Genomic DNA, 13,643 nt, shown 5'->3' with positions numbered 1-13,643 from the left:
CAATTTTGAGGATGGCGTGAATGACAGGTGCAGCGACGGCGTGGCAGGCTTTGGCCGATTGGCAGCCGCAAGAGCTTTCGGCGCTGGTAGCGACGACGCCCGAGGCGCGTTTGCAACAGCTTGTCCGCACTGTTGCCGATCTGCGGTTCGATTTTGCCAAGACCCATCTGGACAATGCGGCGCTGGCGACGCTGAACGATCTGGCGGTGGCGCAGGATTTCGCAGGTCGCCGCAAGGTTTTGTTTTCGGGCGGCATTGCCAACCCGACCGAAGACCGCGCCGCGGAGCATAGTGCCGAACGCGGTGATGGCGCGCCCGAATCGGTGCATCTTGCCCAGGCGCTGCACCAACGGATGCGGATGATGGTCGATGCCATAGAGGCCGGGGCATTTGGCGAAATCCGCCACCTGCTGCATATCGGCATTGGCGGGTCTGCGCTCGGCCCCGATTTGCTGATCGACGCGCTGGGAAGGCATGGCTCGCGCTATGATGTCGCGGTCGTGTCAAACGTCGATGGCGCGGCGCTAAGCGAAGTGTACGCGAAATTTGATCCGGCCTATACGTTGGTCGCGGTCGCCTCCAAAACCTTCACCACCACCGAAACGCTGCTCAACGCCGAATCTGCGGTCCAATGGCTGGACGAGGCGGGGGTGGACGACCCCTATGGCCGCGTCATTGCGCTGACCGCCAACCCTGACCGCGCGATGGAATGGGGGGTCGACGAGACCCGCATCCTGCCGTTCAACGAGACGGTTGGCGGGCGATATTCGCTTTGGTCGTCAATCGGCTTTCCCGCCGCCTTGGCGCTCGGCTGGGACGCCTTTGCCGAAATGTTGGAAGGCGCAGGAGAGATGGACCGGCATTTCCGCCTGTCCAACGGCACAGACAATGTCTGTTTGCTTGCCGCCTATGTCGACCAGATTTACGCCAACCGTCTGGGGTGCCAGACACGGGCGGTTTTTGCCTATGACGAGCGGCTGCGGCTGTTGCCTTCCTATTTGCAGCAGTTGGAAATGGAATCGAACGGCAAGGCTGTGACTTTGACAGGCGACGCGGTGGGACGGGCGACGGCACCGGTCACATGGGGCGGGGTCGGGACCGATGCCCAACATGCGGTGTTCCAACTTCTCCATCAGGGGACGCATCTGATTCCGGTCGAATTTGTCGTGGCGCGCGAGCCCGACCATTTGCTCGACGAGGCGCATCACGAAACGCTCGTCGCCAATTGTATTGCGCAAGGCGCGGCGCTGATGACTGGACGCGCGAGCAAAGATGGCGCGCGCAATTATCCCGGCAACCGGCCTTCGACGACGATATTGCTCGATCAGGTGTCGCCACGCAGCCTGGGCGCGCTGATCGCCTTTTACGAACACCGCGTTTTTGCCAATGCAGTGTTGCTGGGGATTAACCCGTTCGACCAGTTCGGCGTCGAGCTGGGCAAGGAAATGGCCAAGGCTCTGGGTGAAGGGTCGATGGAATTTGACCCGGCTACCAAGGCATTGATGGACGCTGCGTTCGACGCTTAGGCATGCCGCCGATAAGACTGATGCAGATTTCCGATTGGAAATGAGCAGCGGAGTAACCAATTAGGGTTTCTGACCGAAATGCAGCCAATGGCCAAGAACAGGAACCCATTCATGAGTAAATTTGATTTTGATCTGTTTGTCATCGGCGCAGGGTCGGGCGGCGTGCGCGCGGCGCGTGTCGCCTCTTCGCACGGAGCGAAGGTCGCGATTGCCGAGGAGCATCGGGTCGGTGGCACCTGCGTCATTCGGGGCTGTGTGCCCAAAAAGCTGCTCGTCTATGGCGCGCATTTTGCCGAGGATCTGAAAGATGCCCGCAATTTTGGCTGGGACGTTCCCGACTGCAAATTTGACTGGAACCGGCTGCGCGACAATGTGCTGGACGAGGTTGCGCGGCTTGAGGGCATTTATGGCGAAACGCTGAAGAACCATGATGTCACGCTGTACAAGAACCGCGCGACATTGGTTGGTCCGCAAAAGATCAAGCTTGATGACGGCAAGGAAATCACCGCCGAACGGATTTTGATTGCGACCGGCGGCTGGCCCTTCATGCCCGATTTTCCGGGCAGCGAACATGCGATCACTTCGAACGAGGTCTTCCATCTCGACACCATGCCGAAACGCGTCGTGATTGCGGGCGGCGGCTATATCGCCAATGAGTTCGCCGGGATTTTCAATGAGTTTGGCGCCAAGGTCACCATCGTCAACCGCAGCGACACGATTTTGCGCGGCTATGACGAGCAAATCCGCGACCGTTTGCTCCAGCTGTCGATGGCCAAAGGTATCGAGTTCAAATTCAACGCACCATTTGAAAAAATCGTCAAGGGCAAGGATGGCGGGCTGATCGTTCATCTGGGCGGATGCGATCCGATCGAGGCCGATATTGTGCTGGTCGCGACGGGCCGCGTTCCCAACGTCAAGGGACTGGGTCTCGAAGACGTCGGGGTCGATCAAGCCAAAGGCGGCGCGGTCAAGGTCGACGCGCAGAACCAGTCATCGGTGCCGAGCATCTTTGCTGTCGGTGATGTGACCGACCGTGTCCAGCTGACCCCCGTTGCGATCCTCGAAGGACAGGCTTTTGCCGACACTTACTATGGCGAAAAGCCGACGACGGTCGATTATGAGAATATCCCGAGTGCAGTGTTCAGCCATCCGCCGATAGGCGCGGTCGGGATGACCGAGGCGCAGGCACGCAACAAGCTTGGCACCATCCGCACCTACACCAGCGATTTTCGTGCCATGAAGAATGTGCTCGCCGGTCGCAATGAGCGGGCTCTGTATAAAATGATCGTCGATGCCTCGACCGACAAGGTTGTCGGGCTGCACATGATCGGGCCGGATTCGCCCGAAATCCTGCAGGCGGCGGCTATTGCGGTGAAGGCCGGACTGACCAAGGCGCAGTTCGACGAGACCGTCGCTTTGCACCCGAGCATGGCCGAGGAATTGGTGCTGTTCAAATAAAGGTTTTCGCCTGCAACCTATCCTTGTGTTTTGGCCCGTAAAGCGTAGACTGCGGGCCATAACATCAATGGAGGGAAGCGATGTCGGGAACTGCCTTTGTGTCGGGAGGGTCGGGCTATATTGCCGGTTTCCTGATCCGCCAGCTAATCGAAAATGGTTGGACGGTTCACACCAGCGTCCGCAGCCTGAGCCGTGAGGCCGAGGTGCGCGGGTGGCTGGGCGTTGATGACAGCAAGCTGAGATTCTTTGCCGCTGACCTGAACGATGATGCCGGCTGGACAGAGGCGATGGCGGGGTGCAGCCATGTCGCGCACGTCGCTTCGCCCTTTCCGTTGCAAGTCCCCAAAGACCCCGATGATCTGATTATACCCGCGCGCGATGGTGCCCTGCGCGCCTTGCATGCGGCGAAAGCGGCGGGGGTCAAACGCTTTGTCCTGACGTCGTCGATGGCGGCGATTGCCTATGGTCATGGCAAAGGCGACCGCATGTATAGCGAGGCCGACTGGACCCAGCTCGATGCCCCCGGCGTAATGCCCTATATGCAATCAAAGACGGTGGCCGAGCGCGCAGCGCGTGATTGGGTCGCGGCCGATGGCGGCGATATGGAATTTGCGTCGGTGAATCCGGCGGCGGTGTTCGGCCCGTTGATCAGCGACGATTTGTCGACCTCTATCGAACTGGTCAAACAATTGCTGGAAGGCAGCGTGCCCATGTGCCCCGACATTGGTTTCGGAATCATCGATGTGCGCGACGTTGCCGACCTTCATTATCGCGCGATGACCACGGCGGGGGTCAAGGACGAGCGTTATGTTTGCTCGGGACCGTTTCTGAAGATGATCGACGTCGCGAAAATCCTGCGCGACAATTTGGGAGAGAGCGCGCGCAAGGTTCCATCGCGCCGGATGCCCGACTGGGCGCTGCGGCTGTTCGCGCTGGTGCGGCCCGAACTCAAGCAGTTGGTCAATGAATTGGGCAATGTGCGGGGCGGCGATTCAAGCCATGCCGAAAAGACTCTCGGCTGGACTATCCGCCTACCCGAAGAGGCCATTTTGGCGACCGCGAACAGTTTGTTCGAGCGCGGAATTGTCAAGGTTTAGGCCGTCCCCCTCCCGCAAGCGGCAGGGGAGATTTACCCTATCCGATAGGGCACGACGTCGCGGCGGTCGGGATCGACAAGGATCGGGCGATCGCTGGGCGGGAAGGCGCGTTGGTCGCAATCGTCGCGCGGACAGATGCGGCATGAAACGCCGATGCGGGTTGCGGCATGTTCGGCGATCAGGTCGACACCATCGGCATAGACAAATTCGCCAGCATATTGCGCCTCACACCCCAGCGCGACAGCATAGCGGCGCGGACTGCGGGCATAGCTGCCCGATGGTTTGACCAGCCCCTTGGCCATTGAAACATAGCGCAGGCCATCGGGGGTTTCGGCAAGCTGGAACAGGATGCGATCGGGAATGGCGACGGCTTCGTGGACAATCCACAACGGACAGGCGCCGCCGAAACGGGCGAATTGCAGCCGCGTGGCGCTGTGGCGTTTGGTAATGTTTCCCGCCATATCGACGCGGCAGAAAAACATCGGAATCCCGCGCGCGCCGGGGCGTTGCAGCGTCGAGAGGCGGTGGCAGGCCTGTTCAAAACTGACTCCATATTCCGCTCGCAGCCGGTCGATGTCGTGCCGTGACGAGCGCGCGCTGGCGCGAAAGGGCGCATAGGGCATGAGCACCGCGCCTGCGGCATAGTTGGCGAGGCCGACGTGGAGCAATTGGCGCGCCGCCGCTGTGCGCAGCGGGCTGGCCTCTACCACCTCAGCAATTTCGTCGACGAGCGCGAGTGCGGCCAGTTGATGTGCAAGCTGGAACCGGCGGCTTTCGGCGGGCTGTGACGGGTCGACCACCAGATGGCGCATTGTCGCGTCATAGTCGCGCAGCGCAGGGGTTTGCCGATAGACGATGGAAATACCCAGCGCATCGCGCAGGCGGCGGTCAATGTCGTCGATGGTGGGCGAGGCGACGCCGCGCCGCAGTTCGTTGGCGAGCGTTTCGGCTGCGCGGTCCAGCCGGTCGACATAATTGCCCGCATCGTGGAACCAGTCGCGCACTTCCTCCCACGGCAGACGGCTGCCCTCTGCTCCTCCGCCAGTCAGCGCCTCGTCGATGATTTGTAGTCGCTGTCCGGCGCGGCGATAGGCGGCGTGGAGCGTGACGAACTGGTCGGCAAGCTGCGGCTGTTGCAAGGCGGCGCGCTCGATCTGGTCGGGTGGCATCGGATGCGCGACGAACATAGGATCGGAAGCGGCTTCGCGCAGCGCGGCCTGACGACGATCACCGACGTCGGCGGCGACATCTTCCCATTCGAGCGGAAAATAGCGTTGTAGCCGTTCGAGGAGGGCAGGGGTCAGCGGGCGATCGTCATGTTCGATCTGGCTGAGATAGGAGGCGGAAATGCCAAGCTGTTCGGCGAAGTCAGTCTGTTTGAGGGCACGGTCCTGCCGAAGTTGGCGAAGCTGTTGCCCGGCATAGAGTCGCGTTTGGGCCATGCACGCCATCCTAGTTTGCAAATATAAACTTTGCAACTTTGCAATTTCACATTTGCATGGATCAGGCAGAGCGGGCAGGAGAAGGTGTTGAATGATAATCGAAAGAGGTTGCCTGTGTCCGCCAATATCGTTGAAATGGAAAACCGCCGCGCCGCCGCTGCTTTGGGAGGCGGGCAAAAGCGCATCGATGCACAGCATAGCAAGGGTAAGCTGACCGCAAGAGAGCGGTTGCTGGTGCTGCTCGACGAGGGATCGTTCGAGGAAATGGACACCTATGTCGAGCATAATTGCACCGATTTCGGCATGGAAAAACAGGTCATTCCGGGGGACGGCGTGGTCACGGGATCGGGAACGATCAACGGGCGTCTGGTCTTCGTATTCAGTCAGGATTTCACCGTGTTCGGCGGGTCGTTGTCCGAACGTCATGCCGAAAAAATTTGCAAGGTGATGGACAATGCGATGAAGGTCGGCGCGCCGGTCATCGGCCTGAACGACAGTGGCGGCGCACGAATTCAAGAGGGTGTGGCATCGCTGGGCGGCTATGCCGAGGTGTTCCAGCGCAATGTGCTGGCGTCGGGCGTGGTGCCGCAAATCAGCCTGATCATGGGGCCATGCGCGGGCGGCGCGGTGTACAGCCCCGCGATGACCGACTTCATCTTCATGGTGAAGGATTCGAGCTATATGTTCGTCACCGGCCCCGATGTGGTCAAAACCGTGACCAACGAGGTGGTCACGCAGGAAGAGCTGGGCGGCGCGATCACCCACACGACCAAAAGCTCGGTCGCCGATGTGGCGTTTGAAAATGACATCGAGGCGCTGCTCGCCGCGCGCGATTTCTTTGATTATCTGCCCGAGAATAATCAGGCCGGGGTTCCCGAACGCCCGACGAATGACCCGTGGGACCGCACCGAGCCCAGCCTCGACACACTGATCCCGCCGAGCGCCAACCAGCCCTATGACATGCACGAACTGATCCGCAAAACGGTGGACGAAGGCGACTTTTTTGAAATCCAGCCCGCCCATGCGGCGAATATTATCTGTGGCTTTGGCCGTATCGAAGGGCGCACGATCGGGATTGTTGCGAACCAGCCGCTGGTGCTCGCGGGGGTGCTCGACATCAACTCGTCGAAAAAGGCGGCGCGCTTTGTGCGTTTTTGCGATGCGTTCGAGATTCCGATTGTCACCTTTGTCGACGTCCCCGGCTTTTTGCCCGGCACGAGCCAGGAATATGGCGGCATCATCAAACATGGCGCAAAATTGCTGTTCGCCTATGCCGAGGCGACGGTGCCCAAAATCACCGTCATCACGCGCAAAGCCTATGGCGGCGCTTATGACGTGATGGCGTCAAAGCATCTGCGCGGCGACCTGAACTATGCGTGGCCGACCGCCGAAATCGCGGTGATGGGTGCGAAGGGCGCAGTCGAAATCATCTTTCGCAGCGACATCGGCGATCCGGAGAAAATCGCCGAACGCACCAAGGAATATGAAGACCGCTTTGCCAACCCGTTTGTCGCGGCGAGCAAGGGGTTCATCGACGAGGTGATTTACCCGCATTCGACACGGCGACGGATTGCGTTGGGGCTGCGGAAATTGCGGAACAAGCAGTTGGAAAATCCGTGGAAGAAGCATGACAATATTCCACTCTAGGAATTTGATTTCATGAAAAATGCTTTGATCGTCATTCTGCTCGGTATCGTAGTTTGGTTTGGTGCTTCAATTGTGAGGCTCGAGAATGAACGTTACGCGCTGGAAAGCGAAGTTTGTGGGCATTTTGATCCAGGCAAGCCATCCACGCTCATTGCGCGGGACGAGTGCTTAAAACGAGTCCAGACACGGACCAACGCAGTATATAACCTTTTGTATGGACTGAGAATAATATGAAACTAGGCCGCCTCAACCACATCGGCGTTGCGACGCAGTCGATCGCCGACAACGCCGTCATTGCGAGCGCAGCGAAGCAATCTCCAGCTATCGACCTTGCACTATGTTGCGAGCTGGAGATTGCCGCGTCGCCTTCGGCTCCTCGCAATGACGGGGGTTGGTGAGATGAAACTAGGCCGCCTCAACCATATCGGCGTCGCAACGCCGTCGATCGCCGACAGCATCATCTTTTACCGCGACGTGATGGGCGCGACGCAGATCCATGAACCGTTCGACCTGCCCGATCAGGGGGTGAAAGTGTGCTTTGTCGATACGCCGACCGATACGGGCTTGAACGGGACGCAGATCGAGCTGGTCGAGCCGTTGCCCGGTAACACCTCCATTCAGGGCTTCCTCGACAAGAATCCGGCGGGGGGGCAGCATCATATGTGTTATGAAGTGCCCGAAATTCACGCCGCCAAGGCCGAGTTTGAGGCAATGGGAAAGCGCGTGCTGGGCGAACCGCGGATCGGGGCGCATGGGACGCTGATCTTCTTTGTCCACCCGCGCGACATGGGCGGTATTTTGACCGAGATTATGGAGACGCCAAAGGGCGCGCACTGACCGTTGTTTTCTTCGTTATGCTGAACTTGTTTCAGCATCCATGGCCTGACGACGCATCCTTAGGCCATGGACCTTGAACCAAGTTTGGGGTGACGGACTTTGAAAGGAATTTAATGACCTACGAAACCATCAAGCTCGCCATTGCGGACGATGTTGCGACGATCACGCTGAACCGGCCCGATCGGCTGAATGCGATGCCTCCGTCGATGGCGGACGAGATTTCGGATGCGCTCGACAATTTGGGCGGTGCGCGGGCTTTGCTGATAACCGGCGAGGGGCGGGCCTTTTGTTCGGGGGCCGATTTGCAGGCGCGCGGGACCGCGTCGGTGACGGGCAGCGGCGGCAGCTATGGCGCGCTGACCCGGCATTATAATCCGACGATGATGAAGCTTTCCAAGCTCGACATTCCGTTCATCACCGCGGTCAATGGCCCGGCGGCGGGCGTCGGGTGCAGCCTGGCGCTGTCGAGCGATTTCGCGATTGCGGGCAAGTCGGCCTATTTCCTGCAGGCTTTTGTCAATATCGGGCTGGTCCCCGATGGCGGCGCCAGCTGGATGCTTGCGCGACTGGTCGGCAAGGCACGCGCGACCGAAATGATGTTGCTGGGTGAGAAGATTGGTGCTGAGAAGGCTGCCGATTGGGGGCTGATTTACAAATGCGTTGAGGATGCCGAACTGTTGATCGAGGCCAAAGCCCTTGCGGCACGGCTGGCCAATGGACCGACGCTCGCGTTGGGTATCATGCGCCGCAACCTCGCTGCTGCGCTCGATGGTGATTATGCCAGCGCGCTGGTCCGCGAGGCCGAGGGGCAGCGGATTGCGGGCAGCAGCGCCGATGCGATGGAAGGCGGCATGTCTTTCCTCGAAAAGCGCAAACCGGTGTTCAAAGGACAATAGGCATGACGACCCGCGAAGACTGGAAAGCCGCCGCCGATAAAGAGGTGAGGGGCCGGGACCTTGATTGGGAAACGCCCGAAGGCATCACCGTCAAGCCGCTCTATACTGCGGAGGATGCAGGGGACCCCGGCTTGCCCGGATTTGGGCCTTTCACACGCGGGGTGCGGGCGTCGATGTATGCGGGTCGGCCGTGGACGATCCGGCAATATGCGGGCTTTTCAACAGCGGAGGAATCGAACGCTTTCTATCGTCGCAATCTGGCGGCGGGGCAGAAGGGGCTGTCGGTCGCTTTCGATCTGGCCACACACCGCGGCTATGACAGCGACCATCCCCGCGTCACCGGCGATGTCGGCAAGGCTGGGGTCGCGATTGACAGCGTCGAGGATATGAAAATCCTGTTCGACGGCATCCCGCTCGACAAAATGTCGGTGTCGATGACGATGAACGGTGCGGTCATCCCGATCTTGGCGTTCTTCATCGTTGCGGGAGAGGAGCAGGGGGTGGCGACCGCCGATCTGGACGGAACGATTCAGAATGACATTCTGAAAGAGTTCATGGTCCGCAACACCTATATCTATCCACCCGAACCAAGCATGAGGATTGTCAGCGATATCATCGCTTTCACCAGCGCGAACATGCCGAAGTTCAACAGCATCTCCATTTCGGGCTATCATATGCACGAAGCGGGCGCGACGGCGGTGCAAGAGCTGGCGTTCACCATCGCCGACGGCAAGGAATATGTGCAAAAGGCCATGGAAACCGGCCTCGACATCGACAAATTTGCTGGTCGCCTGTCCTTCTTTTTCGGCATCGGCATGAATTTTTTCATGGAAGTGGCCAAGCTGCGCGCGGCGCGGACCTTGTGGCATCGCGTGATGGACGGGCTGGGCGCGCAGTCCGAACGGTCCAAGATGCTGCGGACGCATTGCCAGACCTCGGGCGTCTCGCTGCAAGAGCAAGACCCGTACAACAATGTCATCCGCACCACGATCGAGGCGATGGCGGCGACGCTGGGCGGAACACAAAGTTTGCACACCAACGCGCTCGACGAAGCCATTGCGCTGCCGACCGATTTTTCCGCCCGCATCGCGCGCAACACACAGATCGTGCTGGCCGAAGAAAGCGGGATCACCAAGGTCGTCGATCCGCTGGGTGGCAGCTATTATGTCGAGGCACTGACGCAGGAGCTGGTCGATCAGGCGTGGGCGATCATGGGCGAGGTCGACGCGATGGGCGGTATGACCAAGGCGGTCGCGTCGGGGATGCCCAAGCGCGTGATTGAGGAAGCCGCCGCCGCGCGTCAGGCGCGAGTCGACAAGGGCGAGGATGTCATCGTCGGGGTGAATAAATATCGGCTCGCGGGCGAGGATTATCTCGACACGCTGGAGGTCGATAATGCCAAGGTCCGCGACGGCCAGATTGCGCGCATCAAGGCGATGAAGGACAGCCGCGACGAGGCGGTCTGTCAGGCGGCGTTGATCGCGCTGGCCGAGGGCGCCAGGGATAAGGGCAATCTGCTCGCGCTTGCGGTCGATGCCGCGCGTGAGCGCGCGACGCTCGGCGAGATTTCGGACGCAATGGAAAGCGCCTTTGGCCGCTATGCCACCCAACCGGTTCCGGTGAAAGGCATTTACGGCACAGCCTATGGCGATGATGACCGCTATGCACAGGTCCGCGATGGCGTAGCGGCGGTCGAACGGCGACTGGGACGCGCGCCCAAGCTGCTGATCGCCAAAATGGGGCAGGACGGACACGACCGCGGTGCCAACATCATCGCCAGTGCGTTCAGTGATATGGGATTTGATGTGGTTAGCGGGCCGCTGTTCCAGACGCCGGAAGAGACCGTGGTTCTGGCGCTGGAAAGTCAGGTTGATGCGGTCGGCGCGTCGAGTCTGGCGGCGGGGCACAAGACACTTATCCCCGACCTTATCCACAGGCTGAAAGAAGCGGGACGCAGCGATATCAAGGTGATTGCCGGCGGTGTTATTCCGCCGCAGGATTATGATTATCTGCGCGATGCGGGCGTGCAGGGGATTTACGGGCCGGGAAGCAATGTCGTCGAATGCGCCGCCGATGTGCTGCGTTTGCTGGGGCATAATATGCCGCCGCGCGACGCCGATACCGCCGCGTGAGATGTTTGAGATGAGAAGGATGATGACGACGTGATACAGAAACTGGATACCATGGCGGTCCACGCCGGAACCGCTCCTGACCCGACGACCAAGGCGCGGATCACCCCCATTTACCAGACCGCATCCTATGTGTTTGACGATGTCGATCATGCCGCCGGTCTGTTCAACCTCGACATAGCAGGGAATATCTACACGCGGTTGATGAACCCGACCAATGGCGCGTTTGAAGCCAAGGTTGCGGCGATGGAAGGCGGGGCGGCGGGCCTTGCCACCGCGTCGGGACATGCCGCACAGTTTCTGGCGTTTCATACATTGATGGAACCGGGGTGCGAAATTGTTGCCGCGAACAAGCTTTATGGCGGATCGCTCAACCAACTCGGCCACAGCTTTCCCAAAATGGGGTGGAAGACGCATTTTGTCGACGCCTATGACCCCGCCAATGTCGCCGCCGCGATCAATGACAAAACGCGCGCGGTGTTCATCGAAAGCCTGACCAATCCGGGCGGCGTGATCCAGGACATTGCGGGCATTGCCGATGTCGCGCATCAGGCCGGTGTGCCGCTGATCGTCGATAATACCATGGCGACGCCGATGCTGTGCCGTCCGATCGAGCATGGCGCGGACATTGTGGTCCATTCGGCGACGAAGTTCCTGAATGGACATGGCAACAGCATCGCGGGGGTTATCGTCGATAGCGGCCGCTTTGACTGGGCCAAATCGGGTAACTACCCCTATCTCAGTCAGCCCAACCCTTCCTATCATGGCAAGGTGTTTACCGACGCTTTTGGCGAGGTGGCCTTTATCCTGGCGTGTCGGGCGCTGGGGCTGCGCGATTTGGGACCGGCGCTCGCCCCGATGAACGGATTTCTGGCCCTGACGGGGATGGAAACGCTTCACCTGCGGATGGAGCGGCATTGTTCCAACGCTCAGTCGCTGGCCGAGTGGCTGCAGAAGCATCCGAAAATTAGCTGGGTGTCCTATGCTGGTCTTCCCGATGATCCCTATCATGATCGCGCCAAACGCTATCTGGGAGGCAAGGGCGGGGCGGTTTTCACCTTTGGTTTGAAGGGCGGCTATGATGCGGGTGTCGCGCTGGTCTCGGCGGTCGAGATGTTCAGCCACCTGGCCAATCTGGGCGATACACGCTCGCTAATTATCCATCCCGCATCAACCACTCACCGCCAGTTGAGCGAGAGCGAATTGCTGGAGGCGGGCGCCGGTCCCGACGTCGTGCGGGTGTCGGTAGGGGTTGAACATATTGACGATATCATTGCCGACTTGGCGCAAGCGCTGGAGAAAATTGCATGACCGAGACGCGTACGGACTGGACCCGCGAGGAAATTGCGGAGCTGTTCGACCTGCCGTTCGATGATTTGATGTGGGAGGCGCAGGGCGTTCATCGGCGTCATCATGCGGCGGGTGAGGTGCAGCTTTGCACATTGCTGAGCATCAAGACGGGCGGTTGTGCCGAAGATTGCGGTTATTGCAGCCAGTCGGTCCATGCCGACAGCGGACTTAAAGCCACCAAGCTGATGGACGTTCGCGCGGTGCTGCAGGCGGCGGCGCAGGCCAAGGATTCAGGGTCGCAGCGTTTCTGTATGGGGGCCGCGTGGCGCAACCCCAAGGACCGCGACTTGCCCGCGATTGTCGAGATGATCGAGGGCGTGCGGCAGATGGGGATGGAAACCTGCATGACGCTGGGGATGCTCAGCAAGGAGCAGGCGCAGATATTGGGTGCCGCGGGGCTCGACTATTACAACCATAATATCGACACATCGCCGGAGAATTACGGCAATGTCATCACGACACGGACCTTCGAGGAGCGGCTCGATACGTTGGAGGAAGTGCGACAGGCGGGCATCAATGTCTGTTCGGGCGGCATTATCGGCATGGGCGAGACGCGCAGTGATCGCGTCGGATTTGTCCACGCGCTGGCGACGTTGCCCGAACATCCGGGCAGCGTGCCGATCAACGCGCTGGTGCCGGTGAAGGGCACCGTGCTCGGCGATATGCTCGCTGACACGCCACTCGCCAAGATCGACGACATCGAATTCGTCCGCACCGTCGCGGTGGCGCGCATCACGATGCCGATGAGCATGGTGCGGCTGTCGGCGGGGCGCGAGAGCATGTCGGAGGCGACGCAGGCTTTGTGCTTTATGGCGGGCGCGAACAGCATCTTTACGGGTGATAAGCTGCTGACAACGGGGAACCGTGGCGACAGCGCCGATGCGGCGTTGTTCGAGAAGCTGGGGCTCAAGCCGATGGAGAGCGAAGAGCCGATGCGGCAGCGTGAGGCTGTGGAGGCGGCGGAGTGAAATATCGCATGGCTGTAATACTGACTTTGACAATGACATTAGCTGGTTGTGGTCAAGCGTCTGAATGGAAGGGCTGGGTCTATCCGAACCGATCTGTTCTCACTGATGACGTCCCTATCGGCAGCTACGCATCATTGGAAGAATGTCGCCAATCAGCGAAAAACATTCTCGATCGCATTAACAACTACAAAGACGGTGTAAAAGTGCAAGGCGACTACGAGTGTGGCTTTAAATGCAAAGCGGACGACAAGCTCGGAAGCCTGAACGTTTGCGAGAAGACTGAACGATAGGAA

At 59.8% G+C, this 13,643-nt stretch carries 12 protein-coding genes; 11 read left to right on the top strand and 1 reads right to left on the bottom strand.

Annotated features, from left to right (window positions below; genetic code table 11):
* The first annotated feature begins 20 nt into the window (after positions 1-20).
* The 3 genes from pgi (at position 21) to ACR3XE_RS10035 (ending at position 4,081) form a co-directional block, all read left to right on the top strand.
* A complete protein-coding gene (pgi, locus tag ACR3XE_RS10045; RefSeq protein ID WP_473697787.1) occupies positions 21-1,526 on the top strand; it encodes a glucose-6-phosphate isomerase in 1,506 nt (501 codons plus the stop codon).
* Positions 1,527-1,637: 111 nt separating this feature from the next.
* Positions 1,638-2,984, top strand: a complete 1,347-nt coding sequence (gene gor, locus ACR3XE_RS10040) for a glutathione-disulfide reductase (protein WP_473697788.1) — start codon at positions 1,638-1,640, stop codon at positions 2,982-2,984.
* 80 nt (positions 2,985-3,064) lie between these two features.
* Complete coding sequence (locus ACR3XE_RS10035; RefSeq protein ID WP_473697789.1) at positions 3,065-4,081, top strand: NAD-dependent epimerase/dehydratase family protein; 1,017 nt, start codon at positions 3,065-3,067, stop codon at positions 4,079-4,081.
* 32 nt (positions 4,082-4,113) lie between these two features.
* On the opposite strand, the gene ACR3XE_RS10030 is transcribed toward ACR3XE_RS10035, so the two are convergent.
* Positions 4,114-5,532 carry a helix-turn-helix domain-containing protein gene (locus ACR3XE_RS10030; protein ID WP_486185700.1) on the bottom strand — a complete coding sequence of 473 codons (1,419 nt, stop codon included), beginning with the start codon at positions 5,530-5,532 and terminating at the stop codon, positions 4,114-4,116.
* Between the two features lie 105 nt (positions 5,533-5,637).
* Between ACR3XE_RS10030 and ACR3XE_RS10025 the strand changes: the two genes are divergently transcribed.
* The 8 genes from ACR3XE_RS10025 to ACR3XE_RS09990 all read left to right on the top strand — a co-directional run bounded on the left by ACR3XE_RS10025 (position 5,638) and on the right by ACR3XE_RS09990 (position 13,640).
* Complete coding sequence (locus tag ACR3XE_RS10025) at positions 5,638-7,170, top strand: acyl-CoA carboxylase subunit beta (protein ID WP_486185699.1); 1,533 nt, start codon at positions 5,638-5,640, stop codon at positions 7,168-7,170.
* A gap of 230 nt (positions 7,171-7,400) precedes the next feature.
* A complete protein-coding gene (locus ACR3XE_RS10020; protein ID WP_473697791.1) occupies positions 7,401-7,568 on the top strand; it encodes a hypothetical protein in 168 nt (55 codons plus the stop codon).
* A 1-nt stretch (position 7,569) separates the two neighbouring features.
* Positions 7,570-8,007, top strand: coding sequence for a methylmalonyl-CoA epimerase (gene mce / locus ACR3XE_RS10015; protein ID WP_486185698.1), 438 nt, complete (start codon positions 7,570-7,572; stop codon positions 8,005-8,007).
* A 113-nt stretch (positions 8,008-8,120) separates the two neighbouring features.
* A complete protein-coding gene (locus ACR3XE_RS10010) occupies positions 8,121-8,903 on the top strand; it encodes an enoyl-CoA hydratase-related protein (protein ID WP_473697792.1) in 783 nt (260 codons plus the stop codon).
* A 2-nt stretch (positions 8,904-8,905) separates the two neighbouring features.
* Positions 8,906-11,035: a methylmalonyl-CoA mutase gene (gene scpA, locus ACR3XE_RS10005; protein WP_473697793.1), complete on the top strand. Its 2,130-nt coding sequence runs from the start codon at positions 8,906-8,908 to the stop codon at positions 11,033-11,035.
* Between the two features lie 30 nt (positions 11,036-11,065).
* On the top strand, positions 11,066-12,343 hold the full coding sequence (locus tag ACR3XE_RS10000) for an O-acetylhomoserine aminocarboxypropyltransferase (protein WP_486185697.1): 1,278 nt from the start codon (positions 11,066-11,068) through the stop codon (positions 12,341-12,343).
* A complete protein-coding gene (gene bioB / locus ACR3XE_RS09995) occupies positions 12,340-13,350 on the top strand; it encodes a biotin synthase BioB (protein WP_473697794.1) in 1,011 nt (336 codons plus the stop codon). Before ACR3XE_RS10000 ends, bioB begins: the two co-directional genes overlap by 4 nt.
* Before the next feature lie 8 nt (positions 13,351-13,358).
* On the top strand, positions 13,359-13,640 hold the full coding sequence (locus tag ACR3XE_RS09990; RefSeq protein ID WP_473697795.1) for a hypothetical protein: 282 nt from the start codon (positions 13,359-13,361) through the stop codon (positions 13,638-13,640).
* Positions 13,641-13,643: the final 3 nt, after the last annotated feature.

Source organism: Sphingopyxis sp. 10G20-10 (assembly GCF_057365075.1).
The sequence above is the reverse complement of the archived record's forward strand: the minus strand, read 5'-3'. Positions and strand labels throughout refer to the sequence as shown.

Bases quoted from the DNA above. Each gene is read 5' to 3' on its own strand.
- pgi (WP_473697787.1), top strand. From the start codon at position 21: ATGACAGGTGCAGCGACGGCGTGGCAGGCTTTGGCCGATTGGCAGCCG.
- gor (WP_473697788.1), top strand. From the start codon at position 1,638: ATGAGTAAATTTGATTTTGATCTGTTTGTCATCGGCGCAGGGTCGGGC.
- ACR3XE_RS10035 (WP_473697789.1), top strand. From the start codon at position 3,065: ATGTCGGGAACTGCCTTTGTGTCGGGAGGGTCGGGCTATATTGCCGGT.
- ACR3XE_RS10030 (WP_486185700.1), bottom strand. From the start codon at position 5,532: ATGGCGTGCATGGCCCAAACGCGACTCTATGCCGGGCAACAGCTTCGC.
- ACR3XE_RS10020 (WP_473697791.1), top strand. From the start codon at position 7,401: ATGAAACTAGGCCGCCTCAACCACATCGGCGTTGCGACGCAGTCGATC.
- mce (WP_486185698.1), top strand. From the start codon at position 7,570: ATGAAACTAGGCCGCCTCAACCATATCGGCGTCGCAACGCCGTCGATC.
- ACR3XE_RS10010 (WP_473697792.1), top strand. From the start codon at position 8,121: ATGACCTACGAAACCATCAAGCTCGCCATTGCGGACGATGTTGCGACG.
- scpA (WP_473697793.1), top strand. From the start codon at position 8,906: ATGACGACCCGCGAAGACTGGAAAGCCGCCGCCGATAAAGAGGTGAGG.
- bioB (WP_473697794.1), top strand. From the start codon at position 12,340: ATGACCGAGACGCGTACGGACTGGACCCGCGAGGAAATTGCGGAGCTG.
- ACR3XE_RS09990 (WP_473697795.1), top strand. From the start codon at position 13,359: ATGGCTGTAATACTGACTTTGACAATGACATTAGCTGGTTGTGGTCAA.